At 33.1% G+C, this 26,996-nt stretch carries 18 protein-coding genes; 12 read left to right on the top strand and 6 right to left on the bottom strand.

What is annotated here, in order from left to right; all coding sequences use genetic code 11:
* Nucleotides 1-83: 83 nt before the first annotated feature.
* The 4 genes from GM3708_RS01815 to GM3708_RS01830 form a co-directional block, all read right to left on the bottom strand.
* Nucleotides 84-1,487 carry a DUF1822 family protein gene (locus tag GM3708_RS01815; protein ID WP_066343619.1) on the bottom strand — a complete coding sequence of 468 codons (1,404 nt, stop codon included), beginning with the start codon at nucleotides 1,485-1,487 and terminating at the stop codon, nucleotides 84-86.
* A 41-nt stretch (nucleotides 1,488-1,528) separates the two neighbouring features.
* Nucleotides 1,529-2,983 (bottom strand): sigma-70 family RNA polymerase sigma factor, encoded by a 1,455-nt coding sequence (locus GM3708_RS01820; protein WP_231933025.1) that lies wholly within the window; start codon nucleotides 2,981-2,983, stop codon nucleotides 1,529-1,531.
* 427 nt (nucleotides 2,984-3,410) lie between these two features.
* Complete coding sequence (sds, locus tag GM3708_RS01825) at nucleotides 3,411-4,382, bottom strand: solanesyl diphosphate synthase (protein WP_066343622.1); 972 nt, start codon at nucleotides 4,380-4,382, stop codon at nucleotides 3,411-3,413.
* Nucleotides 4,383-5,359: 977 nt separating this feature from the next.
* Nucleotides 5,360-6,505 (bottom strand): anhydro-N-acetylmuramic acid kinase, encoded by a 1,146-nt coding sequence (locus GM3708_RS01830; RefSeq protein ID WP_066343625.1) that lies wholly within the window; start codon nucleotides 6,503-6,505, stop codon nucleotides 5,360-5,362.
* A 520-nt stretch (nucleotides 6,506-7,025) separates the two neighbouring features.
* Here GM3708_RS01830 and ilvC point away from each other — a divergent pair.
* The 10 genes from ilvC to pruA all read left to right on the top strand — a co-directional run bounded on the left by ilvC (nucleotide 7,026) and on the right by pruA (nucleotide 21,129).
* Nucleotides 7,026-8,018 carry a ketol-acid reductoisomerase gene (ilvC, locus tag GM3708_RS01835; RefSeq protein WP_066343627.1) on the top strand — a complete coding sequence of 331 codons (993 nt, stop codon included), beginning with the start codon at nucleotides 7,026-7,028 and terminating at the stop codon, nucleotides 8,016-8,018.
* Nucleotides 8,019-8,084: 66 nt separating this feature from the next.
* The gene (locus GM3708_RS01840; protein ID WP_066343630.1) at nucleotides 8,085-9,731 is read left to right on the top strand and encodes an ABC transporter ATP-binding protein; all 1,647 of its coding nucleotides are present in this window, start codon (nucleotides 8,085-8,087) and stop codon (nucleotides 9,729-9,731) included.
* Between the two features lie 123 nt (nucleotides 9,732-9,854).
* Complete coding sequence (locus GM3708_RS01845; RefSeq protein WP_066343632.1) at nucleotides 9,855-10,754, top strand: LysR family transcriptional regulator; 900 nt, start codon at nucleotides 9,855-9,857, stop codon at nucleotides 10,752-10,754.
* A gap of 147 nt (nucleotides 10,755-10,901) precedes the next feature.
* Nucleotides 10,902-12,719 (top strand): NAD(P)H-quinone oxidoreductase subunit F, encoded by a 1,818-nt coding sequence (locus GM3708_RS01850; protein WP_066343635.1) that lies wholly within the window; start codon nucleotides 10,902-10,904, stop codon nucleotides 12,717-12,719.
* A 128-nt stretch (nucleotides 12,720-12,847) separates the two neighbouring features.
* Nucleotides 12,848-13,555 (top strand): carbonic anhydrase, encoded by a 708-nt coding sequence (locus GM3708_RS01855; RefSeq protein ID WP_144439263.1) that lies wholly within the window; start codon nucleotides 12,848-12,850, stop codon nucleotides 13,553-13,555.
* Between the two features lie 120 nt (nucleotides 13,556-13,675).
* Nucleotides 13,676-15,145 (top strand): NADH-quinone oxidoreductase subunit M, encoded by a 1,470-nt coding sequence (locus GM3708_RS01860; RefSeq protein WP_066343638.1) that lies wholly within the window; start codon nucleotides 13,676-13,678, stop codon nucleotides 15,143-15,145.
* A 144-nt stretch (nucleotides 15,146-15,289) separates the two neighbouring features.
* Nucleotides 15,290-16,579: a CO2 hydration protein gene (locus GM3708_RS01865; protein WP_066343647.1), complete on the top strand. Its 1,290-nt coding sequence runs from the start codon at nucleotides 15,290-15,292 to the stop codon at nucleotides 16,577-16,579.
* Nucleotides 16,580-16,645: 66 nt separating this feature from the next.
* Nucleotides 16,646-17,047, top strand: coding sequence for a fasciclin domain-containing protein (locus GM3708_RS01870; protein ID WP_066343649.1), 402 nt, complete (start codon nucleotides 16,646-16,648; stop codon nucleotides 17,045-17,047).
* A 207-nt stretch (nucleotides 17,048-17,254) separates the two neighbouring features.
* On the top strand, nucleotides 17,255-17,629 hold the full coding sequence (locus tag GM3708_RS01875; protein WP_066343651.1) for a hypothetical protein: 375 nt from the start codon (nucleotides 17,255-17,257) through the stop codon (nucleotides 17,627-17,629).
* A 410-nt stretch (nucleotides 17,630-18,039) separates the two neighbouring features.
* Nucleotides 18,040-21,129 carry an L-glutamate gamma-semialdehyde dehydrogenase gene (pruA, locus tag GM3708_RS01880; RefSeq protein ID WP_066343654.1) on the top strand — a complete coding sequence of 1,030 codons (3,090 nt, stop codon included), beginning with the start codon at nucleotides 18,040-18,042 and terminating at the stop codon, nucleotides 21,127-21,129.
* Nucleotides 21,130-21,478: 349 nt separating this feature from the next.
* Here the strand turns inward: pruA and GM3708_RS01885 are convergent, their stop codons facing one another.
* Both GM3708_RS01885 and GM3708_RS01890 read right to left on the bottom strand, forming a co-directional pair.
* Complete coding sequence (locus tag GM3708_RS01885; protein WP_066343655.1) at nucleotides 21,479-23,356, bottom strand: alpha-amylase family glycosyl hydrolase; 1,878 nt, start codon at nucleotides 23,354-23,356, stop codon at nucleotides 21,479-21,481.
* A 19-nt stretch (nucleotides 23,357-23,375) separates the two neighbouring features.
* On the bottom strand, nucleotides 23,376-24,020 hold the full coding sequence (locus GM3708_RS01890; RefSeq protein WP_173644986.1) for a bifunctional 4-hydroxy-2-oxoglutarate aldolase/2-dehydro-3-deoxy-phosphogluconate aldolase: 645 nt from the start codon (nucleotides 24,018-24,020) through the stop codon (nucleotides 23,376-23,378).
* A gap of 84 nt (nucleotides 24,021-24,104) precedes the next feature.
* Here GM3708_RS01890 and GM3708_RS01895 point away from each other — a divergent pair, with 84 nt between their 5' ends.
* Nucleotides 24,105-25,295: a glycosyltransferase family 4 protein gene (locus GM3708_RS01895; RefSeq protein WP_066343656.1), complete on the top strand. Its 1,191-nt coding sequence runs from the start codon at nucleotides 24,105-24,107 to the stop codon at nucleotides 25,293-25,295.
* Nucleotides 25,296-25,507: 212 nt separating this feature from the next.
* Entirely contained in the window at nucleotides 25,508-26,926 is a 1,419-nt protein-coding gene (gene gnd / locus GM3708_RS01900) for a decarboxylating NADP(+)-dependent phosphogluconate dehydrogenase (RefSeq protein ID WP_066343658.1), read from the top strand.
* Nucleotides 26,927-26,996: the final 70 nt, after the last annotated feature.

Raw genomic sequence — 26,996 nt, forward strand, 5'->3', positions numbered from 1 at the left:
CATCTCAGTTTATCGATTTATTTTTTACTAGCATTAAAAGATGAAAATTAAAGGGGTATTACTTATTACTTATTTTATTATTTTTAAATGATAAATCCTTCACTTAATTGACTACTTCCACAACTAATTTGTATCCAAAAGTATTCTCCTTTTTTACCCCAAAATTTATACTGTAATAAGCGATCATCATTACGTGCTTCTAATTGTTTAAATATATAAGTATTTTCATCCATGATATTTACCTTTAAATTATGGGGTAAAGTATGAGAGTCATTAATACCATAAAGACGAAAGAAGATACTATTTTCATTTTCTGACTTAGGTAATAAACCAATTACTAAAGCGAAGGAAAAACCTCCCACATCCACACCAAAATTGAGACGTTTACCACACCATAACCCAGCATTAGGATTATTGGGCTCTAAACGCCAGATGCCCTCCGCCGCATTCCAACGAGTATCATCGTCGTGAGATTTTGTCATGATATAATCAAGAGCTTGTATTGCTTGATGTTTATGAATACTATCAGGGGGCAAAACGCTTAATCGTTGGGCGGCAATTTTTAACTGTTGCTCGTCTTGAATTTGATAAATATATTGTAGATTAATTTCACCAGATCTCATCACAATGCCATTAGGAGGAAAAGAGGGAGAATCAGTTATTAAATCAAAATTATCAACTAAATCTCGCAAATGTTGCCATCCCTGAGCGTAGGCTTCTTTAAAATTATGATTTAACCATGCACCTAAACTAATCGGTTGACATTGTTGATAGAGAAATTGACGATAAATATCATCACTGAATATGGCAGCCCACTGGACAAAATTTAAACGAATACGTATTGTTAAACTATTAGTTTGATTTAATTGTAACAGTAAATTACTTTTTTCTTGACTAGATAATATGGGTAAAGGTTCACACTTTGGTTGAGAAGAAAGAGCATATTTTTCAAATATAAATAATAAACTCAAATCTCTTTCTACGAAATATTCTGATAAACTATATTCAGCAAAATTATCATTATAACTAGCATATTTTTTAATTTTTTCATGACTAGAAAAACCCCAAAATCTTAGCCAATTATTATCTAAATCAACATGAACTGGTAGAAAATAATCACCACAAAAACGAGGAATATCAACCCATTCTTGAGGAATATTAAATTCAGTTAAGTCTTGACTTTCTTGAGGTAATAAAATTAAACGACTAGAATTATTATTAATCATAAAAGAAGTGCCATTAACAAATTCCCAAATACTTAATAAATTAAAGTGATCAAACTCCCATTGAAAATTATTTATATTGGGATAAGTGATGTTTAACCATTGCAATAAACAGATAGAAGAAATAGCATTTAAAAGTCCTTGATATTGACTACCATTAGGAGAACATTCTTTAGACATTGCCGTTGCTTTTGCTAAATCTTCAGGAGTAAATTTCAGCCATAAATGTTCGGAATGAAAAGCTGTAAATAAATCTAAAGACATAATATTAATATTGTTATTATTTACAAAATCATTGTTTAAAGTTAATTATTAATCAGAGAATAAACTGATTCATTAATCCATTCTTCGATTAAATGGATAAAACAAACTTTAATATGTTTACTTTTAGGGAATACGAGTTTAAATTCTAACTCAATATTATTTTTAAAAATTATTGTGATTTTATGAAAAAATGTTTCTTCAATTTCTTCATTCAAATTCCAATATTTTTGAATTAAATATTCTTTAATTTTATCTTTTTCCTCTGTACATAAAGATTGATATATAAAAAATAATCTTTGCCAAAGAATTTGTTTACAATGTTCTTGTAACCAGGTATCTAAAGGAGTTTTTAATTCTCGAATTTTATCTTTAGTTAACTGTATTTTTTCATCTAATAATATTTCCTTAATTAGAGACTCAAGTAATATTGTTCTAATGGAAGTAATTGCACGAGTAACATGAAGTTGTGTCGTGACAAAATCAGAATAATTTACAGACATAACTTCTGCTATTTCTGTTTGAGTTAGTTCTATTCCTTTCCACAGTTGAAATATAATTTTTTGAGGTAATTCAAGTTTAGAAAAAGCCTCAGTTAATATTTTATTAACTACATCATAATTTTTCTGATAATTTTTATCCTCATCATTAAAATTTGAGATAGTATCATCAGCTAAATTATCTAAATATTCTTCATTACGAATAGTAAGAGGATTGCAATATTGACGAGCAAATTTAATACAAGTCAATAAAATATTTTCGCATTGTTGTGAATTTATAGGAGATAAAACACTATTTTTTTTCTTTATTAGCAAATTATACTCATTACTAACTTGTATAAAATGAGATAAAGATGGGGATAATAACTTTTTATTTTTTCTTGTAAGAGGAGGCTTATAAATAAGATTAAAACATCCCCAAATTAATAAATATTGGTCTAAAATTTTCCCTGATAATCCTCCGATACTTTGTAAACATTTAGATTGGTGATTAGTTTTTAGTTGTTTTAATAATCCCCAATCAGATGCTCTTTCCCAGCCCATATATTGATAGGCTTGATCTATAAGCTGATATTCTATTTTATTTTTGGCATAAGTTTTTAATTTCGCCCCAAAATTTGTGTCATATTTAGACAGTAATTTAAGAGGGGAAGAAACTAATAAATTTGACCATTGAAAATAATCTTGCCAAGTAAATAAATCCCAATAATTTTGTAGTCGTTGATAGACTTTTTCGGTAGCAAAAAAACAAGATTCTTGTAAATAAGCAATTAAATGTCTATGTTGAAGTGAGTCTTGATTTTGTCTTAACCACCGTAAAATTTCTTGGGCAACAATATCTTCTTCGGAGGAAATAATCTGTTGCCTTTGTAACAACCGAATATTTCTCTCTAACTCTGGGTGTTTTTTCCAGTAGATAATCGAAGAAGAATCTTCTTCTTTCAAACATAGAAAGGAAGAAAACTGCGCCACAAGATTACTGCGTTTTTGCATTTTCATAAAGTAGATTAAGGTAAATTTTCCTCAAACTTGTTTTCCCTATCTACTTATCAGTGTCGTTTTATGAATTTATGCACTTTTTTAACAAATATTTTTGTTTTTTTTTTGGATTGGAGAGGAAAAAATATTTTATAGAGATTGTGAAGAGTTAATAATTAGGGTGTCATGAGAGTAAAAGATAAGAGTTAAGAGTTAGGATTTTGAGAAATATTTATGAATTAAAGATGTCAAATGTAGTTTTAAAACTAAATACAGCAAGATTTTATTTAGGGAATGAAATCAAAAATATTGAGTTTTTGAATAAAAATAACCAAAATAATATTGTAATTTTTGTGTTAATATAGTATTTCTTGACCTCTGATTTTTATAGCTTTCTGATTCCCATGCACAAACCCCAATTAACCTTAAAACCCTTGATTTAAGAGATTTATTTTATCCTACTCAAAACATAATCTGTTAACTCTACCAAAGAATCTGTAGCAGGGGATTTTTGCAAACAATCTAAATCCTGTAAAGCCAATTGACTATGTTGATAAGCTAAAGCCCTAGCTTTTTCAATACCATCACTGTTATTCACCAATTCTAGGGCTTGTTGTAAATCTCCTTCTTCACTAAATTCTCTTTCAATCAAAATTTTTAAAGAAGGTTTTTCTGCCATGGCAAATAATACAGGTGCGGTAATATTTCCACTGACTAAATCAGAAGCAACAGGTTTACCTAAAACTTCCTCAGAAGCCGTAAAATCCAATATATCATCCACTATTTGAAATGCTAAACCAAGATTACGCCCATAACTATAAATTTTATTCGCCACTTCTTCCCCCGCATCACTTAAAACAGCAGCAGCCTTTCCGCTATTGGCAATTAGTGAAGCCGTTTTAAAATAGCTTTTTTGTAAATATTTTTCTAAAGTTATATCTGTGTCAAAGCAACTTAATCCTTGTTGAATTTCTCCTTCCGCAAAATCTCGAATAACTTCTGACAATAATTTCACTACTTGAAGATTATCTAAATTTGCTAAATACCATGAAGATTGTGCAAATAAAAAATCTCCTGCCAATACAGCAATACGATTACCAAAAAGAGTGTTAACTGTAGGAACTTGTCTTCTAATTTCAGCATCATCAACTACATCATCATGAACAAGACTTGCAGTATGAATCATTTCCGTAATTTCCGCTAAACGTCGATGTCTAGGAGTTAAATCTTGACCCTTTAGTGTAGCACGAGAAACTAATAAAACGATAGCAGGGCGAATTCTTTTCCCCCCAGCACTAAATAAATGCTCTGCCGCCGCACCTAAAATAGGATGTTGTGCCTCTACCAAGGTGGTTAAGTTATCAATTAGTTGCGATAAGTCATTTTCTACAGGAGTAAATAGAGAGGTTGCAGTTGTCATTGATGAGTAGTTATTTATAAAAATAGTTTACGAAAGTTCATATATCTTATTATTATTTTAAGCTATGGTTTCCCTTACTGAGATAACAATGGATGTTTTTTTGTGCGAATTATAGTTAATATACAACAAAAATGTTGATATATCAGGGTTAACACTCAAGAAAAAAAATTTTAATCTTCTTCTATTGAAGGTCAATCTATGTTATTTTATATATATAAGTAACAATAAATCTCAGAACGAAAAAAATCCTAGATTATCGTTGTTGCCTTCATCAACTTAGCCTTAAATATTGTGGGGAATTAGTCTCATATAAGTGTTGGTAAAGGTTGTATGTATATATTTATTTCATAGCTAATGATTCACAGTCTAAAGGTTAACTAATGAAAAGTTAATGGTTTTTCTTTGGTGGAAAAAACTGGAATATTAGTTATAAAAATAAATTAAGATAGTTCATCTGACTCATGAAACATCATTAAAAAAGTAATTCTTGGTGTTTTTGATAAAAGAAGAAAGAGTTTGCCGTTAAATTCTGTGGTGTTTTATACATTGAGAATAATTAGGCTTTCAGACTTTCTCGTTACCTTTCGATAAGTTTATTTGAGCGGTAAAAGATGTGTCTATTTTTATTTTATTTAACATCAACAAAATTTTATCTATTGCTATCAATCAAAAAGGTAAAAAATGTTATTAAAAGATTGTTAAAAAATATTTGATCATAATCAATAACAATTTTAAAGTTTTTAACAAAAAATTGAGTATCTATTGAATTAAAATAATTCTAATTAATTAACCCAATATTTAAAATTTACGGAGATTTATTTATGCTAATACCGCTCCTTGCTTTACTTTATCTATTAATAATTTACATCTTGTTAACCTTAGCACAGAAAAAAATTAAATTACGTATAAATTCTTCTCAAAATTCGAGATAATTAGAAATAAAATAATTAACAATTACTACTATTATTTCTCAATTTTCAATTATAAATTGCTTTATGTATTTGTCCTAAAATAACTTCTTTTTTCGCCCCTGTAACATTAGGTAAATTGCCCTCATAATTATTGACGTGCCAATAGGCTAAAATGGCAAAAGCTATAGCTTCTTTAAACTCACCACTTATGCCTAAATCATCGCTAATCAGTAAATGAGAATCGGGAAGATAACTTTGTAAACGCTCTTTTAAATAACTGTTACGACTACCTCCTCCTGCTAAAATAACCTCATGAGGAATCGAAGGTAAAAAACGATGGTAACTATCGGCGATAGAAGCAACAGTTAATTCTGTCAAAGTCGCTAACCAATCAGCATCACTTAAATGATAGTTTTGGGCATCTCGATGACATTTTTCTAAGTAAATATGCCCGAATAATTCTCTACCTGTAGATTTTGGTGGTTTTTGATGAAAAAAATCTTCTTTTAACCATTGCTTAATTAAAGGTTTACATGGCTTTCCTTGACGACTCCAATCACCGTTAAAATCAAAAGTCTGTTGATTATCTGTTAATTTTTGTACTGCTAAATCTATTAAAGCATTTCCTGGTCCTGTATCCCAACCGATAACTTTTTCTTGCCATTTTTGCGTATGAGTTGAGGGTAAATAAGTAGCGTTACCAATACCGCCGATATTTTGTAAACAACGACTATGACGAGGATGATTATATAAACACAAATCAATTTTAGACACTAACGGCGCACCTTGTCCTCCTACGGCAATATCCGCCACCCGAAAATTATTGACAGTATCAATCCCTGTTAAATGAGCAATAACATCTCCTCTGCCTAACTGTAAGCTATAGCCTAACTGGTTTTTATGGGGCGGTTGATGATATACTGTTTGACCGTGAGAGCCTATTAAATCTACTTTGATATTATCTGGAATTATATTTAAAACCGCTTGAGAAAATTCAGTGGCGATGGCAGAATCTAATTGAGAAAATTCCGTCATAGAAAGAGAATCACCTTCACAAACTTGAAGAATTTTAGTGCGTAAAGAAGGAGAATAGGGAAAAGTTTGACCTACTAAAAGGTTAACTTCTAAATCTAATTTTTGTCCTTTAATTTCGACAACGGCGGCATCAATTCCATCTACAGAAGTACCACTCATTAAACCAACTATAATCATATTTAGGTTAAATAATAAACAAATAAGTGTAAGAGTAAAGTTTGAATATTAAACTGATGAAGAAATTTTACCATGACTCAAACTATACAAATTAGTCTTGTGGATATACTCAGTAAATTAGATAGTAAAATTGATGAATTAGATAACAAAATTGACAAATTAAGTGAGTAATTATAAGAAACGAAATTAGAGTTAAATGAGAAGATTAATAAATTAGAGACTGATTTTGAAAAGCAGAAAAGTCATGATGAGCAAATAAATAAACATCTTGATGCTATTGATAAATATTTTGATAGTGTGGATAAAAAATTTGATGAAGTTAACACTCATTTAAATACTATGACTATTGGATTTTTAAGTATTGTGGGAATATTAGTTACAGGTTTACAAGGGATTATCGGTAAATTAGTTTTTTTTCTCAATGTGTAAATCAGATTTGAATTGCTAATTGTTCATAGTTTTAAGATATGATGTAAGATCGCTCACTAAATTAAAAATTTTATAATTGAGGTAAAAATTAATGGCTCAAATGTACTATGAAGATGATGCCAACTTAAATTTATTTGCTAATAAAACTGTAGCAATTATTGGTTATGGATCTCAAGGACACGCCCATGCTTTAAACTTGAAAGAAAGTGGTGTTAATGTTATTGTCGGACTTTATGAAGGTAGCAAATCTCAAGCTAAAGCTGAATCTGCTGGTTTAAAAGTACATACCGTTGCTGAGGCTTCTTCCCTTGCTGACTGGATTATGATTTTATTACCAGATGAAGTTCAACGCACTATCTATGAAAAAGAGATCGCACCCTATTTAACTAAAGGTAAAGTATTATCATTCGCTCATGGCTTTAACATTCATTTTGGTCAAATTGTACCTCCTGAAGACGTTGACGTAGTAATGATTGCACCTAAAGGACCTGGACATTTAGTACGTCGGACTTACGAACAAGGACAAGGTGTACCTGCTTTATTCGCAGTATATCAAAATGCCACAGGTAAAGCTCGTGATTTAGCGATGGCTTATGCTAAAGGTATTGGTGGCACTCGTGGAGGAATCCTTGAAACCACTTTCAGAGAAGAAACTGAAACCGATTTATTTGGCGAACAAGCTGTATTATGTGGTGGTTTATCTGAATTAATTAAAGCAGGTTTTGACACTCTCGTATCTGCAGGTTATCAACCTGAAATTGCTTATTTTGAGTGTTTACATGAAGTTAAATTAATCGTTGATTTAATCGTTGAAGGCGGTTTAGCAACTATGCGCAGTAGTATTTCCAATACCGCTGAATATGGTGATTATACCAGAGGACCTAGAATTATTACTGATGATACCCGTGCAGAAATGAAAAAAATTCTCAGCGAAATTCAGTCAGGGCAATTTGCTAGAGAATTTGTGTTAGAAAACCAAGCTGGAAAACCCGGATTTACTGCAATGCGTCGTCGTGAAGCCGAGCAAACTATAGAAGAAGTTGGTAAAGATTTACGTGCTATGTTTAGCTGGTTGAAAAAATAGTTGATAGTTAATAGTTGATAGTTGATAATTAATAGTTAATAATTTCTATTTTCTATATTATCTATGATGAATTCACCTTTATTAGAAATCCTTAACCTTGGAGTGGCTTATGGCACTACTAATAACGGTGATAACTCCAACTCTATTAGTTGGGCTGTTAATGATGTTTCTTTCAACCTCAATTATGGGGAAGTTTTAGCCTTAGTCGGCGAGTCTGGTTGCGGAAAATCCACCTTAGGCAGGGCGATAATACGATTATTACCAGAAAAAACTAAGGTTGAAGGTGTGGCAAATTTCAAAGGAGAAGCTATTTTTGCCTATGACAATCAAGCCTTACGCAAATTTAGAGGAGAAGCAGTTGCGTTAGTATTTCAAGATCCCATGACAAGATTAGATCCTTTAATGACGATAGGGGATCATTGTATCGAAACATTGAAAGCTCATCAACCTAAATTATCACCACAAGAAGCGAAAAAAAAAGCCTTATCTACCCTTGCCACCGTCAAAATTTCTCCTGATAGATTTAATCAATATCCCCATGAGTTTAGTGGTGGTATGCGTCAACGGGTTGCCATCGCCCTTGCTTTATTATTAGAGCCGAAGTTGATCGTTGCTGACGAACCTACTACTAGCCTTGATGTCACTATTGCTTCGGAAATTTTAGCTGAATTAACTTCTTTGTGTCGTGAGCGAGATATGGCTTTATTATTGATTTCTCACGATTTAGCGATGGTAGGGAAATACTGTGATCGCATTGGGGTAATGTATCAAGGTAAAATGGTAGAAATGGGTAAAGTGCAAGATGTAATCTATGCTCCGAATCATGAATATACAAAATCTCTGTTAGCGGCTGCCTTTCACTTACATAAACCCTCAGAATTAGTTGTCGAAGAAATAAAAGAAAATGAAACCCCTTTATTAGAATTAAAAAATCTCAAACAATACTATAGTTTAGAAAGTAATTTTATTGAGCAAATTTTCGGCAAAAAATCCCAAACAATTAAAGCAGTAGATGAACTAAATTTAACCATTTGGCAAGGAGAAATTTTAGGTTTAGTGGGGGAATCTGGTTGTGGCAAAAGTACTCTTTCTCGAACAATTTTACAATTAATTAGAGCTACCAGTGGAAAGGTTAATTTTGAAAATCGAGATTTAACTACTCTACCTGAAAGGGAAATTAGAAGCATAAGAAAAGAAATACAGATGATTTTTCAAGATCCTCATGCTTGTCTTAATCCCATGATGACGATAGGAGAATCGATAATTGAGCCTTTATTAATTCATCAAATGGGCAATCAGCAGAAAAATAAGCAACGAGTAGAAACGATGTTAAATCGGGTGGGATTAAACCCTCAAGAATATTATAACCGTTATCCGAAAGAACTTTCAGGAGGACAACAACAAAGAGTCGCCATCGCAAGAGCATTAATTACTAACCCGAAATTAGTGATTTGTGATGAACCCGTAAGTATGTTAGATGCTACAGTACAAGCACAAGTCTTAGATTTAATTTTAGAGCTTAAAAAAGAATTTAATTTAACTTATTTATTCATCACTCATGATTTATCTGTAGCTAGATTTTTATGCGATCGTATTGCTGTTATGAATCATGGTAAAATAGTGGAATTAGGAAACACAGAAAGTATTTTTAAAAATCCTCAACATTCTTATACAAAATCTCTTTTATCTTCTGCATTTACCTTTAAAAATTAAACAAAGAAATTTAACCTTAAATATTTAGGGTTTTTGATCAGATATTAAGGATAACTATTGACATTAATCTATATATTTATTATCATAGATTAATAAATATCAATAGAAGAAGGAGAGAAATGTTTGATTCAAGCAACCTTACATCAGCTCAAAGTATTTGAAACCACGGCACGTTTAGGAAGTTTTACTAAAGCGGCAGAAGAATTAGAGATAACCCAACCAACAGTATCAAGTCAAGTTAAACAATTGACAAAAACCATTGGCTTACCTTTATTTGAACAAATTGGCAAACAACTTTATCTCACAGAAGCAGGAAAAGAATTATTGACAACTTGTCAAGATGTTTTTACTCAATTAGACAATTTTGAGATGAAAATTGCTGATTTTAAAGGTACAAAAGAAGGAAAATTAAGTCTATCGGTTATTACCACAGCAACATATTTTATTCCCCGTATTTTAGGTTCATTTTGTTTACTTTATCCTGATATTGATATTGCCTTACAAGTCACTAATCATAAACAAATACAAGAGAGAATGTTAAATAATCAAGATGATTTATATATTCTCAGTCAACCACCAGAAGAAATTGATCTTAAAAGTCAATCTTTTATTGATAATCCATTGGTAGTAATTGCCAAAAAAGATCACCCTTTAGCTAATCAAAAACAAATACCCCTAGAGACTTTAGAAGCCTATCCTTTTATTATGAGAGAATCTGGCTCTGGAACTCGAAAAGCAGTACAAAATTTATTTAATCAACATAATGTTAATGTAAAAGTACGGCTAGAATTAGGTAGTAATGAAGCCATCAAACAAGCTATTTTAGGTGGATTAGGAATTTCAGTATTGTCCAAACATACCCTAACTTTTGCTTGTCATGAGGATTTAACGATTCTTGATATACAGAATTTCCCCATTGCTAAACACTGGTATATATCTCATTTAGCGGGTAAACAACTATCTATTATAGCTAAAACTTTTTTAGAATTTTTGATTGATAGAACTCAACTGATGAAGGTATAAGCAAAGCTAAACTTAACTATTTAATTTTTTTTCTAATAATCATTGACATTAATCTATTGATTCATTATTATTAATACAGAAAAATCAATAAGACAGCTTAACAAAATACGCTATGACTAAATTTACTGTAATTATTAATGAATAACCATGAATTTTTTTAGTGAAAATATCTTATTTATTCCTTGTTATACATTGATTGGAGGCTTATTTGCTCTATTGTGGTCTCCCGGTCTTATACGAAAAACAGGATCACGTCCAGCAGGTTATATTAATATCCTGATGACATCTTTTGCATTTATTCACAGTGTCATCGCTTTATCTCAAATTTGGAATAACCCAGCTCAAGAATTACGATTTACATGGTTAGAAGCACCGGGTTTAAATATTTCTTTTGATGTGCAAATTTCTGCTATCAGCGTTGGTGCATTAGCTTTAATTACGGGATTAAATGTTTTATGTCAAATCTACGCTATCGGTTATTTAGAAATGGATTGGGGATGGGCAAGATTTTATGCACTGATGGGATTTTTCGAAGCGGGAATGTGTGGATTAGTTTTATGCAATTCTCTTTTCTTTAGCTATGTTTATTTAGAAATTCTCACCCTTGGTACTTACTTATTAGTAGGTTTTTGGTTTGCACAACCCCTCGTTATCTCAGGTGCAAGGGATGCGTTTTGGACAAAACGAGTCGGTGATATTCTCTTACTAATGGGGGTAATTGCTATTTATTCCTTTTCTGGTACGTGGAATTACAATTATCTAGGTTTTTGGGCAAAAAATTCTCCCATTGATGCCACTTTTTCGACATTACTATGTTTAGCCTTGATAGCGGGACCGATCGCTAAATGCGCACAAATTCCTTTACAATTATGGTTAGATGAAGCGATGGAAGGTCCTTTACCTGCTTCTATCCTTCGTAATGCTATCGTTGTGGCAGTTGGTGCTTATGTGCTTATTCAGTTACAACCAGTTTTAACGATTTCCCCTATCACTTCAACAGTAGTAATGGTTATTGGTGCTATCACCGCTGTGTTATCATCATTAATTGCTATTGCCCAAATTGACATCAAACGGGTACTTTCTTATACTGTAAGTGCTTATATGGGTTTAGTATTTATCGCCGTTGGCAGTAATCAGCCCGACACCGCTTTATTGTTAATTGTGATTTATGCCGTTGCCATGGCTTTACTTTATATGAGTATCGGTACTGTTATTATTAGTAACATCACTCAAAACATAACTCAATTAGGTGGTTTATGGTCTCGTCGTCCTATTTCTGGTATATCTTTCTTAGTAGGCACATTCGGTTTAGTGGCTTTTCCTCCCCTGGGTGCTTTTTCTATTCTTCCCCGTCTTGGCAATGAATTATTAGCAACTCAACCTTGGTTATTGGCGGTTTTATTGTTAGTGAATGCTTTGACTGCTTTTAGTCTCTTACGGGCTTTTTCCTTAATATTTCTAGGTGAATCAAAACAAATGACAGTGCGATCGCCAGAAGTGTTATGGGCAATGGTATTACCGATGATGATTTTAACTGGTGTTACCCTACATTTACCTCTAATTTTAGAACAATTTAACCTCATTGATTTTGATATAAAATTGGGAATTTTCTTCACCTTATCAACCATAATAGGTGGGGGATTAGCAATAATAATTTATGGTAAAAAATCAACAGATGAAACCATAAAAATTATTCCAGAATTTATCCGTGATTTCTTCGCCTATGATTTGTATATTCAAGACATTTATAAAATAACAATTGTGGGCATAGTAAATGTTACCGCAAAATTAGCTTATTGGTTTGATAAATATATCGTAGATGGTGCAGTAAATTTAGTGGGTTTTACTACTATTTTCGGAGGACAAGCCCTTAAATATAGTACATCTGGACAATCTCAGTTATATATTTTAACAATTCTTTTAGGATTAGTTTTTGTAGCGATAGTTTTTGGTTTAACTCAATAAAATATAGTTAAAAATAAAAATATTTTATAAGTGTAAAGAAAAATAATAATTAGGAAGAAAATGAACTCATCTATCCTAGAATTATTAGGACGTAAACCCTTATAAAAATAAACATTAGCACTAAAATCATGACAAAAATAGATTTATCTCGCAGAAATTTATTACAATTAGGTGCATTAAGTTTAGTTTCTGGTAGCTTTGTAACAGCAATGAGTAAAGCTAATTCAAAAGAAATAGTTGCTCTAAATGAAGTCACATCTAATTTAAATCCAGAAGAAGCCTTACAATCATTATTAGCTGGCAATGAACGTTTTATTAATAATAAATCTATTAATATTAATCGTTCATTAACTCGAATTCAAGAAGTAGCAAAAGGACAAAATCCCTTCGCAATTTTACTAAGTTGTGCCGATTCAAGAGTGCCAGTAGAAATACTTTTTGATCGAGGATTTGGAGATTTATTCGTAGTAAGAAATGCAGGTAATATTGCCACTCCTGAAGAAGTAGGAAGTATTGAATTTGGCTCATTAGTTTTAGGTGCTAAAGTTATTTTGGTCTTAGGGCATGGTAGTTGTGGTGCAGTTAAAGCTACCATTGAAGGTAATGTTGTACCCGGGCAAATTCAGTCAGTGTTAGATGCCATTAAACCTGCATTAAATAACCTTACTCCCGAAGAAAAAAAAGACTTACCAACAGCTATAAAAGCTAACGTTAAACTCCAAGTAGAAACTCTTAAAAAATCTAATGTTATCGCTCAATTAATAGCTGAGAATAAATTAAAAATTGTTGGTGGTTATTATGACTTAACCACAGGAAAAGTTAGTTTAATCAGTTAATTTTAGGAACTAATTACTAAATAGTGAATTACAAATACGTAAAAATATTTATTATTCACTATGGTTATTAAGCTCATAATATTTTTTATCAAATAAATTTTAAATAAATAATCGTTAATCATGCTTAACTCAACCTTAGTATTGCCAATTATTGGAGCAATAATTATAGGAATTATACCAGGACAAAAAGAAAGTAGTGTTAGCAAAAATATTGCTTTAATTTTTAGCAGTCTTACTTTTATTATCAGTACTTTAATCGTCATTAATTTTGACTATACTAATGGTAGTTTTCAAAATCAAACTTATATAGAATGGTTGCCATTTTTAGGGTTAAATTATACTGTTGGAGTTGATGGTTTATCTTTACCTTTAATAATCTTAAATGGACTGATAATTACCCTTGCCATTTATAACGGAGAAACAAAAGAAAATGCCGTAAATAAGCCTAAGCTTTACTATATTTTAATTCTCCTCTTAACTACCTGCGTAAATGGTGCATTAATTGCTCAAAATTTATTATTATTTTTCCTCTTTTATGAAATAAAATTAGTGCCAATTTATCTTTTAATATCAATTTGGGGAAGAGATAAACGTAATTATGCCGCCACGAAATATTTACTTTATACCGCTTTTTCTGGCATCTTTGTTTTAACCGCATTTTTAGGCTTAAATTTCCTCACCGATGGCAGCAGTTTTGACTTTGATAAAATAACAACGGAAGTTTTACCCCAAGCTAAACAAATTTTATTACTACTAACTATTGTCATCGGTTTCGCCATCAAAATTCCTATTTTCCCTCTTCATACATGGCTACCTGATGCTTACACTGAAGCCTCTACACCTTTATCTATGATGTTAGGAGGTATTATTTCAAAACTTGGTACATATGGGTTAATCCGTTTTGGTTTACAACTATTTCCTGATGTTTGGGCAGATATATCACCATATTTAGCTCTTTTAGCAGTTATTAGTGCTATTTATGGCTCATTAGTCGCTATTTCTCAAACAGATATTAAGAAAATGATTGCCTATGCTTCTCTCGCCCATATTAATTTTGTAGTGTTAGCCGTTGCCGCAGGTACATCATTAAGTATATTAGGCGCAATTTGTCAAATGTTTGCCCATGGTTTAATCGTGGCTTTACTATTCCATCTTGTGGGTATCATTGAAGAAAAAACAGGTACAAGAGAATTATCCAAATTACATGGCTTAATGAATCCTTATCGAGGTTTACCTTTTGTTGGTGGCTTGATGATTTTAGCTGTAATGGCTAGTGCTGGTATTCCAGGTATGATAGGATTTATTGGTGAATTTCTTTCTTTTCAAGGAAGTTTTAGCATTTTTCCTGTTCATACTCTCATTTGCTTAATTGCTACTGGTTTAACAGCAGTTTACTTTGTTATTCTCTTAAATCGAGTCTTTTTTGGGAGAATGGAGAATAAAACGGGGTATTTACCGAAAGTACAACATTTTGAGCATATTCCTGCCGTCATCCTTGCGGTTATTATAATTTTCTTCGGTTTACAACCATCCCTTCTAACTAATCTTAGTTTAAATACCAGCAATGCGATCGCACTTTTGAGTAATTAAAGTTTGTAGTGAAGGCTAAAGCCTTTAATCATCTAATTAAGATGAAGATAACCTGTGCATGGTTTACTACTAACATTACTATTCTTGTTAGCTTCCATCACCCTCGCAATTTACTATCAACTTTTTTTCTATAACCTTAATAACATGACTACTATCACAAAAAAAATTCCTTCCTCTACACACCAATTTGCTGATATTATCCATCGTTTAGAAGCTGGTGGTTCAATGTTACCAGATACTCCTGAAAATTTGATGCAAATTATCGGTATTTATAAAGCATACGCTGTGCCGATGGATTTTTATTGGCGAGATTTACTCTATATTGCTGAGAGAGTTTTTATTAATCCTCTTCCTTTCTTTAAATATTTCATCTCCCAAGAATATCTCGATTTGCCTAACCATTACGCAGGTGATACCGCCGATTTGAGAATATGGAGAGGAAAAGCTACCGCCCATCCTGAGTTACTTGCTTTCATGGAAAAAGGGGAAACTACCAAAATGCCCAAATTATTCCATCATTTGTTACATGATCGTATTAATATGGAGTTTGCTGAGGCTTGTATGCGCGCTATGTTATGGCATGGTAGAGATATGGGCATGGGAAAATTTGACGCTTATCTCGATAGTGATGAATATAAAGCCAATGCCGATGTTGCCATCAAAGCCTACTGTAAAAATAATCCCCTCATGGCAGGTTTATATAAGCTATTTCCTGAGATGTTTTTAGAACAAGCACGTCAAGCATCATACTATAGTAACTTAGGGTTATTTTGGGAAGTAATGGCACCCGTGTTTTTTGAAATGTCAGACTTATTTGACGAAGGAAAGATGACAACAGTAAAAGAAGCGATGGATTTTCTCGTAAATGGTATATTTGCTATTGCAGGAAGGCCAATTTATCATCATGTCTATGTAGAAGGTAAATGCTATGAAATTATTCCTAAATCTAAAGGTTTTACTTGGTTATACGAAGCTGCTTTACCCTATGTAGAAGCTGTTTTTTATCGCACCTCCCCTTTTAGAGGTACAAAATCTTACAACGCTCAAGCTAATCAAGTACCTCATGAACAAAAAGACTTTCATTATGGTATCCTTTATGCTGATGTCTTTCCTGTGGGTAGTGCAGGAATCCCTCCCACTTTACTAATGGATGATATGTTGCACTTTTTACCGCCTTATTTAGTGGAATACTATCAAAAACATTGTCGAGGAGAAGATGATATGTTAATTCAATTGGGTGTAACTTTTCAACGCTCGATGTACAATGTCACTTCGGCTGTGATTCAGGCTTTAAGAACAGCTTTACTATATCCTTTAGATGACGAAAATCCTAAGCATTTAATGAAAAATCGTCAGTTTTTTGAAATGCAGATGGATAGATTTAAACGCCCAGAAGCAAGATTGAGAGATATTCAAAATGCAGATTATCGTTAAATCATAAATTATTAAAGCACAAAAAAAATTTAACAAAAATTATCACAAAAAAGGAGATAAATTCAAATGCCAGATATAGTTGATATTGCCGTTGGTAACGATAATTTTAAAACATTAGTCACCGCAGTAAAAGCTGCAAATTTAGTTGATGTTTTAAAAAGTGAAGGCCCTTTTACAGTTTTTGCACCTACAGATGAGGCATTTGCAAAACTCCCTCCAGGCACTATCACTACTTTAGTGCAAAATATACCTCAATTAGCTCGAATATTAACTTATCATGTTGTTTCAGGAAAATTAATGAAAGCTGATTTAGAAAAAGTTGATTCTGTCATTTCTGTTGAAGGTGCGCCTATTTCTATTGATTGTAGCGACAATTTTGAGGTGAAAAATGCTACTGTTTTAATAAGTGATATTGAGGCAGATAATGGCGTAATTCATGTTATTGATAATGTGATTTTAATGGGATAGTGTCAAGACTCAGTTTTAACTTTTTCTTAAATTTTACTAATTTTTGATATTTTGTCTCGATATTGAATAGTTTATAATTAGTCTATATCTGATCAAAATTCAATTAATTATCCCTATATGCTCAATAGGTAACTTGACATTCTTAAGAATCATTGAATAAGATAAACAAACATTAGTTCAACCATGATAATCAGTAAAATTTTGCCAATGAAAACCAATCAAATTCTTAAATTATGCTTACTATCAACTCCTGTTATCTTAGCTTCTTTTTTATTTAACATCTGTCAACCTCAATCAGTAAAAGCATCTGAAAGTCAAGGAATTACTATTACTATTCTTAGTCCAGATCAAGTAGAAATTGATGATAAACTTGACTTAGAAAAAAATGAAAATGGTGATTTTATGCTCAATTTTACTGATGAAGAAAGTGATTCTGCTATCAAAATGTTTGGTTGTGATTGTCCTTCTTCTATTAATAAGTTAAAAAAATTAAGAGGGATGACTAAAGGAGTTTATGGAGAAATTTTAAATGATCAAACTATGATGGCAATGTGTCCTCATCAACAGTATTTAGGTGTATAAATTATTATCATTTTTATTTTTACCTATCTCCTTAATAATTATAATAATCATCACTATTTTATAGCAATTAAACAATTAAAAGCATAATAATTTCTACAATAAAAAAGATAGTTTTATTATGCACATTTTTTTAAAATATGGTTTTTCATAGGCTTCTCTATTCCTTGCTAATCAATCATTTATCCTTAAACTAATGGTTTTTCTATAAGTTGTTTTTAGATTTTTCAAAAAATAATTTAATTCTTCCCAATCTTATCTTTCTTCGATAAAGCCTAATTAGTAATACCTTCTCTAAATATGATAAAATAGTAGGGCTGAAAAACCCTGAATATTATGCAATATCGGTATTTTAGCATTCGATTATTGAGACAAAATTAAAGATATTTTACTATATTTATTAGGTCAAATTTATGGTTGCTTCCGCTAATTCTACATTATTCTACGAAGATTCAACAAAAGCGATCGCCAAAGAATTAATCGAAGCCACAAGGCAAAAAGGCAATATTTTCAGTCAATTGAAAGAACAAGCACAGTTCGATGATAAACTCATGGCGTGGACGATGAGTAATCCGGGGTTGAGAGTACAACTGTTTAGATTTATCGATGCACTACCTGCATTAAGGAGTAAATCTGAGATTATGCGTCATTTGCAACAATATCTCACGGTGAAAGAAGTTGAATTACCCAATGAATTAAAAACTTTACTTAATTTTACCGAAGCCAATTCTATTCCAGCTCAACTGGCCTCTTCAACTATCACTAAGGCTGTAGAAACCTTAGCTTATAAATACATTTCGGGAGAAACCATCAAAGAGGTGATTAAGGCGGTAGAAAAAATGCGCAAGGAAAAAATGTGCTTTTCTATCGACTTGTTAGGAGAAGCTGTTATTACTGAAGGAGAAGCGGAATCTTACCTACAAAATTACCTTGAATTAATCACTCAATTAAGTAATCAAGCTCAAAAATGGGCGACTATCCCCGAAATTGACACCGCAGATGGGGAAAATCTCCCTAAAGTTCAAGTTTCTGTCAAATTAACCGCATTTTATTCTCAATTTGATCCCATTGATCCTGAAGGTGGTAAAATTAAAGTCTGCGATCGCATTCGTACTTTATTAAGACACGCTCAAAATTATAATACGGCGGTACATTTTGATATAGAACAATACGCTTACAAAGATGTAGTTATCTCTATTTTACAAGAGTTGTTAATGGAAGACGAATTTAAGATTCGTACAGATATTGGCGTTACCTTACAAGCCTACTTGCGTGACTCCGAGAAAGATTTACAAAAATGGATTAATTGGGCAAAAAAACGGGGTAATCCTATCACCATAAGACTGGTAAAAGGTGCATATTGGGATCAAGAAACTATTAAATGTCTTCAAAATCACTGGAATCAACCCGTATTTAATGATAAAGCAGAAACTGACATTAATTATGAAAAATTAACTCGTCTTCTCCTCGAAAATCACGATTATTTAAACGCTGCCATCGCCTCCCATAATGTTCGCACTCAGGCAAATGCCATCGCTATTGTAGAAACCCTGAAAATTCCTAGAAAACGCTTTGAATGTCAGATATTGTACGGCATGGGAGAAACTTTAGCCAAAGCAATAGTTAAAAGAGGGCATCGAGTGAGGGTTTATGCACCCTATGGGCGGTTATTACCGGGTATGGCTTATCTTATCCGTCGTTTGTTGGAGAATACGGCTAATAGCTCATTTTTACGCCAAAATTCAGAAGAAAAACCTATCGAAGAATTAGTCGCACCTCCCACTGTAAACCTCCCAATCCCAGTTTCTAAGGAGAATTTAGGGGAATCAACTAATGATACGCTAATCCCCTCCCACAAATCTTCAGAAGGGGGGATTAAAGAAGATTTAAGTGCAGTCGAAACCCCCAACCCCTCTCCCAGAGGGCGAGAGAAGTTTAAAGGGACACCAGATACTGATTATGGGAGGGAATCTAACTTGACAAAAGCAAGACAAGCCTTAACTATCGTCAATAATCAACTAGGCAAAACTTATTTACCTTTGATTAACGGCAACTATGTGCAAACTGAGAGTTATATCGACTCCGTGAATCCTTCTAACCCTTCGGAAGTTGTGGGGAAAATTGGCTTAATTTCCCTTACCCAAGCTGACGAGGCGATGAATTCGGCTAAAGAAGCCTTCAAAACATGGAGTAAAACCACTGCTAAACAACGGGCGAATATTTTACGCAAAGCCGCAGATATTATAGAGGAAAAACGCCATGAATTAATTGCTTGGATGTGCTACGAAGTTGGTAAAATATTGAAAGAAGGTGATCCTGAAGTATCAGAAGCTATTGATTTTTGTCGATATTATGCCGATGAAATGGAGAGACTCGATCAAGGTTATAATTACGACGTAGCAGGAGAAAATGACCGATATTTTTATCAACCTCGTGGTATTGCTTTAATCGTTTCTCCTTGGAATTTTCCTTTTGCTATTTCCACAGGCATGACAGTTGCTGCCTTAGTCGCTGGAAATTGTGCTTTACTTAAACCCGCCGCAACCAGTACGGTAATTGGAGCGAAAATAGCAGAAATTTTGGTAGAAGCGGGGATTCCTGCCGGAGTTTTCCAATATATACCCGGTAAAGGTTCAATTGTCGGTGATTATCTCGTTAAACATCCTGACATTCATTTAATCGCATTTACTGGTTCAAGGGAAGTTGGTTGTAAAATTTATGCTGATGCGGCGATATTGCAACCCAAACAAAAACACCTTAAACGAGTCATTGCGGAAATGGGTGGTAAAAATGCTATTATCATCGATGAAAGTGCCGATTTAGATCAAGCGGTGGCTGGAGTAATACAATCAGCTTTCGGTTTTAGTGGTCAAAAATGTTCTGCTTGTAGTCGTGCCATCGTGCTTTCTACTGTTTATGATAGCTTTGTGGAACGTTTAGTCGAAGGGGTAAAATCTCTTAACGTAGGTGATGCTAAAAATCCTAGCACAAAAGTTGGTCCTGTTATTGATGACACTGCTCAAAAACGCATTTTAGAATATATCGAGAAAGGTAAACAAGAAGGTAAGTTAGCCATTCAAGTGCCTACTCCCGAAAATGGGTATTTTGTACCCCCTACCGTGATTGTTGATATTTTAGAAAATGCCACTATTGCCCAAGAGGAGATTTTTGGTCCTGTATTAGCTGTAATCAAAGCTGACAATTTTGATCATGCCTTAAATATCGCCAACGGCACAGATTACGCTTTAACTGGTGGTTTATATTCTCGTACTCCAGCTCACATTGATCGAGCTTACAAAGAGTTTGAAGTAGGTAATGTATATATTAATCGTGGTATTACAGGTGCAATCGTTGCTCGTCAACCCTTCGGAGGCTTTAAACTCTCAGGTGTTGGCTCAAAAGCAGGAGGACCTGATTATCTGTTACAATTCTTAGAACCTCGTGTAGTAACAGAAAATATCCAACGTCAAGGTTTTGCACCCATTGAAGGTGCTGATAATTAATGATTTATCTCTCCCTAAAATAGAAAGATAATTGTAAGGTGGGCAATGCTCACCTTTTTTCGTTCAATTTCAGGGAAAAATGGAAATGATGCAAATTGTTATCTAGAGCGAGATATACAAAATGCGATGAAAAATTTAGATAATTTAAACGGAAAAAAATAATTATGAAATATGAATATTCAATCTCAATTTAGTGGGGTAATCAAGATCAAAAATATATTATAAGTTTACCAGAATATAGATTATTACAAATAAATAACTCAAACATATTTTTTAATCAGGAAAAAACAATAATTTTTTTAAAGAAGAATAAAAACAAAAGAATCACTAGAGATTTTTTTTTGTGAATCTATTGCTGCCAAATATCCACCCATTTTGCAATACCATCATTAGCTAAAATCCAACGACGGACTGATTTTTTTTCTCGTATCACTTCTTGATTATTTTTAATTAAAGCGTATTTGTAAGCAATAGCTTTTCCTGCACTTTCATTAAAAGGAATTTCTCCAAACCACGTGTTAGGATTAATGTATTCGAGAATATATCCTTTGGTAATATCCCAATTGCCTAATTCAGGACAATCTCCTGTTACGATGATAGATTCTCCTAATTGTGTGACAATACCATTAATTTGCACTCTAACAATAGTTTTACCTTTGACTTTTTCGCCGATATAATTGAAAATAAGAACACTTTGAGGCGGTAATGTTAAATCATTCACTTGACCATTGATAACTTTAATCTTGGTCTTAGTTAACATACAATAATATTCTCCATCCATTAATTCTGTGTTTTGTAACTGAATCCCTTGAGAATAGTAAGATTTATTAAAACACACTAAAGAACGAAAATCTCGATAGCATCTTATAAAGCAGTAAATGTCTTCACTAATATATTTTTCAACTTGACTACCGAGAGAAATTGCGGGATTAACTCTTCTTAATTTGGATAATTTTGCCAAATCCTGATAAATAGGAGTATCCATATCCCATTTTTCCATCATGGGGCGATTATAAGGATCTTCTCCCCCATTGGTATCATTATGTAAATATTGTTCTGTGCCATAGTAAATGCAAGGAATACCCCGACAAGTCATGATTAACGCTACAGCTAACCTTAAAGCATTACCATCAGGGTTTAAGCTGCCAAAACGAGGCATATCATGATTATCAAAAAAAGTGATTAATTCCGTAGCCGTATTGTAAAGATAATCCAGATTAAAGACATCTTGTACTAATTGAAATCCTCCAGGGGCGTTTTTTGCTAGACATTCACGAATTGCACCAGATAAACCAAAATCAAGAATTGACATTCCCGAATCATTAGCAAATTCAACAGATTTACCATCTTTAGGGTTGCTAAAACCCCACTCTCCAAAAGCAAATAAATCTGGGCGATGGGTTTTTAAATCTCCAATAAATTCTTGCCAAAACCATAGGGGCATATGTTTTACTGTATCGATTCGTAAAGCATCAATACCAATATCTAACCATTGTTTAATAGCAGATTTAATATAATTACGATATTCAATATTACTTTCGTTGAAAGTCGCTAAACCTGCCATTTCATAATGTAATAACTGATCTTCATTTTCCCAATCAGTTATTTCAGGATTATGATAATACCAGTTATTCTTATCATCATAATAATCGGCAATTAAGACACCATCATCATAAAGTTTTCCTTTTTCTCCACTGACATCAGGACTGCTATGATTACAAACAATGTCAAGAATTATTTTGATTCCTAGACTATGGGCTTGATTAACTAAACGATTAAAAGCGGTACACTTAAAAAGGGAGTTATCTTCACCCTGAGACAAAAAACGGGGATTAATTCGCTTAAAATCTTTTGTCCAATATCCGTGCATTGGTGCATTATCAAATTGTAATGATTCCACTTGCTCAAATAATGGTGAAATCCAAATAGCCGTGACACCTAAACCTTTTAGATAGTCTAGTTTTTCGATAATACCTTGTATATCTCCACCCCAATATTTTCCCCAAAAGTTTCGAGAAGTATCTGATAGTTGAGGATTGAAACCTTCATTATTACTCTGATCACCATCGAAAAAGCGATCTACTATAATAAAATAAATAGTCTCCTGACGAAATTCTATCGCTCTGGTAAACAAAAACTCCCAATTAGAATCTTCTTTTTCTGTTTGATTAGAAGTATAAAAACCAGCCGCCGCATTAGTAACACGAATATCAGATCTTGAAGTCATATTTAAAAACCTAACTCTCTTAAGTTAAATTTATACTAACCAATAGATCTTGAATTTGCTTTACTCTAGCAGAAATTACTTCCCATTGTTCTTCTTTTACTAAATCTTTGGGAAATAAATCTGTTGATAATCCAACGGCGATCGCACCAGCTTTGATATAATGAGGTGCTGAATGTATCGTCACTCCTCCTGTGGGAATTAAGGGAATATGATTAATGGGAGAAAGAATTGTTTTCAGATAATCAACTCCCCCCACCCCATGAATAGGAAAAACTTTGACGGTTTTAGCACCAGAATTAAAGGCATTGATGATTTCTGAAGGAGATAAAGCCCCTGGTATGAAAGGAATATCATGATTATGGGCAAAATTAACTAAATTTGAGTCAAAATGAGGACTAAAACAGAATTGGCTTCCTGCTTCCATAGCACAAATTAAATCTTTATGAGTAATAATTGTACCTACTCCAATATAACAATGGGGTAACTCTTTTCTAAGAATAGTAATTAATTTTGCAGGTTGGTCACTATTCCATGTAATTTCAATTAGTCTAATACCACTTTGAGCTAAAATATGAGCCATCTTTAAACCCATTTCCCAATTATGACAACGAATTACAGCAATTAAACGATAATTATGTAAAATGGATAGCCAATTTTCCAACATGGATTAAGTAAAAAATAAAAATTGATTATTATTCATCAATAACTAATAATTGATTAGTAGTAAACTGTTTAGGGATTAAGGAAAGTGAAAATACTGGTGCTATCATGGGAGTTTCCGCCAAGAATTATAGGAGGTATCGCACGTCATGTAGCAGAATTATATCCTGAAATTGTTCAATTAGGTCATGATATACATTTAATCACCCTTGAATTTGCTAACGCACCTAAATTTGAAGTTGTCGAAGGCATCAAAATTTATCGTATTTCCATTCCTCCTAATGAAAACTTTTTTGACTGGGTTATTTCTATGAATGATGTCATGAGAGTAACGTCAGAAAATTTAATTAGTAAGATTGGCACTTTTGATATAATTCATGCCCATGATTGGTTGGTAGCTGATAGTGCTATTTCTCTCAAACATCATTTTAAAATTCCCTTAATTTCAACCATTCACGCTACAGAATATGGCAGACATAACGGTATTCATAATGACACTCATATTTATATATCTAGTAAAGAAGGCACTTTAGTTTATGAATCATGGCGAGTAATTGTTTGCAGTCAATATATGCGTCGTGAAATTAATCAGGCTTTAGGTTGTCCTTGGGATAAAATAGATGTAGTTTATAATGGTATTCGCCCTGAAAAGAAAAGGCGATCGCCAAACTTTGACTGTACAGAATTTAGGCGAAAATTTGCTAGAGATGACGAAAAAATAATTTACTATGTCGGTAGAATGACTTATGAAAAAGGTATCCATATATTATTAAATGCCGCACCCAAAATAATAGAAGCCTTAGAAGGAAAAGTTAAATTCGTCATTATCGGCGGGGGAAATACCAACTACATCAAAGATTTAGCCCATCATTTAGGTATTTGGGATCGTTGTTATTTTACAGGATTTATGTCAGATGAAGATCTCAACCAATTTCAAACAGTGGCAGATTGTGCCGTTTTCCCCAGTTTATACGAACCTTTTGGCATTGTTGCCTTAGAAAGTTTTGCTTCTCGTGTCCCTGTGGTAGTTTCTGATACAGGAGGATTACCTGAAGTGGTAAGACATGGGAATACTGGTATGGTGACTCAAACCAACAATCCCGATTCTCTGGCATGGGGAATATTAGAAATGTTAAGAAATCCTGACTATGCACAATTACTTGTCAATAATGCCTATGAAGATTTAAGTAAACGTTTTCAATGGGCAAAATTAGCTCAACAAACTGTTGCTGTGTATAACCTAGTTTTACACGAAAGACAAGAAATAACTTGGGAGTAGTTGCAATATAATGTAAGAATTTTAGATACTTTAACTTGAGGTAATTGATCAATATTTTTTTACTAATACTCAAATCTTTTGTCAAAACAACAAACTTAACAGATCAAATCTGAAGAAGTTAAACTTTATAAATCTTAAGAATATCTTAGTGAACTATTCTCAGAAGATCGAGTTAACCTGAAGGTAAAAGGATTTATTGATAGGAATTATTTATGACCAAAAGAACCTTTGGAGTAATTGGATTAGCTGTAATGGGTGAAAATCTAGCCCTCAACGTCGAAAGTAGAGGATTTCCCATTGCCGTTTATAATCGTAGCCCAAATAAAACAGAAGAATTTATGGCTACAAGAGCACAGGGTAAAGACGTTAAACCAGCTTACTCTTTAGAAGAATTTGTGCAAACTTTAGAACGTCCTCGTAAGATATTGGTAATGGTAAAAGCGGGTGCACCCGTGGATGCCGTTATTCAACAACTCAAGCCGTTACTTGATGAAGGAGATATGATTATCGATGGTGGCAACTCCCTCTATGAAGACACAGAAAGACGTACTAATGAGCTAGAAGCCACTGGTTTAGGGTTTATGGGTATGGGAGTGAGTGGTGGTGAAGAAGGTGCTTTAAATGGTCCTTCTTTGATGCCTGGGGGCACTAAAGCTGCCTATGATGAGCTTGAACCTATTTTAACTAAAATTGCTGCCCAAGTCGATGATGGTGCTTGTGTTACCTATATTGGTCCTCGTGGTGCAGGTCACTACGTTAAGATGGTACATAATGGTATTGAGTACGGGGATATGCAGTTAATCGCTGAAGCCTATGATCTGTTGAAAAACGGCTTAGGATTAGATAACGATAGGCTAGGAGAAGTATTTAGCGATTGGAATACCACCGATGAGCTAAATTCTTTTTTAATTGAGATTACTGCTAATATTTTCCCAAAAAAAGATCCTGAAACAGGCAAACATTTAATTGATTTAATTGTCGATGCGGCAGGACAAAAAGGAACAGGTAGTTGGACTGTCATTAACTCTTTACAAATGGGCGTACCCATTCCGACAATTTATGCGGCGGTATATGCTCGATCGATTTCTAGTTACAAAGAAGAACGGGTGTTCGCATCGAAAGAATTAACGGGAATTACCGAAAAATTCGACGGTGATGTAGAAAGTTTTATCTCTAAAATTAGGGATGCTTTATATTGCTCGAAAATGTGCTCTTATGCTCAAGGTATGGCTTTAATTGCTAAGGCTTCTGCTGAGTATAACTATGATGTCAATTTACCCGAAGTTGCTCGAATTTGGAAAGGTGGTTGTATTATCAAAGCGGGTTTTTTGGGCAAAATTAATAAGGCTTTCACCGATAACCCTAGTTTACCGAATTTACTCCTTGCCCCTGAGTTTAAACAAAGTATCCTTGATCGTCAACAGGCGTGGCGAGATGTGCTAGTGTTAGCTACTAAAATGGGTATTCCCGTCCCAGCTTTTAGTGCTTCTCTAAATTATTTTGATAGCTACAGGCTCGAACGACTTCCCCAGAATTTAACTCAAGCACAAAGGGATTATTTTGGGGCGCATACTTATGAGCGTATCGATAAACCCCGTGGAGAATTCTTCCACACTGAATGGATGTCTTAATATCATTTTCATAACGAAATTTTGATCAAAGTATTGCCCCATTTACATTATGGTTTCTTGATGATAAATC

Source organism: Geminocystis sp. NIES-3708 (assembly GCF_001548095.1).
GTDB lineage: Bacteria > Cyanobacteriota > Cyanobacteriia > Cyanobacteriales > Cyanobacteriaceae > Geminocystis.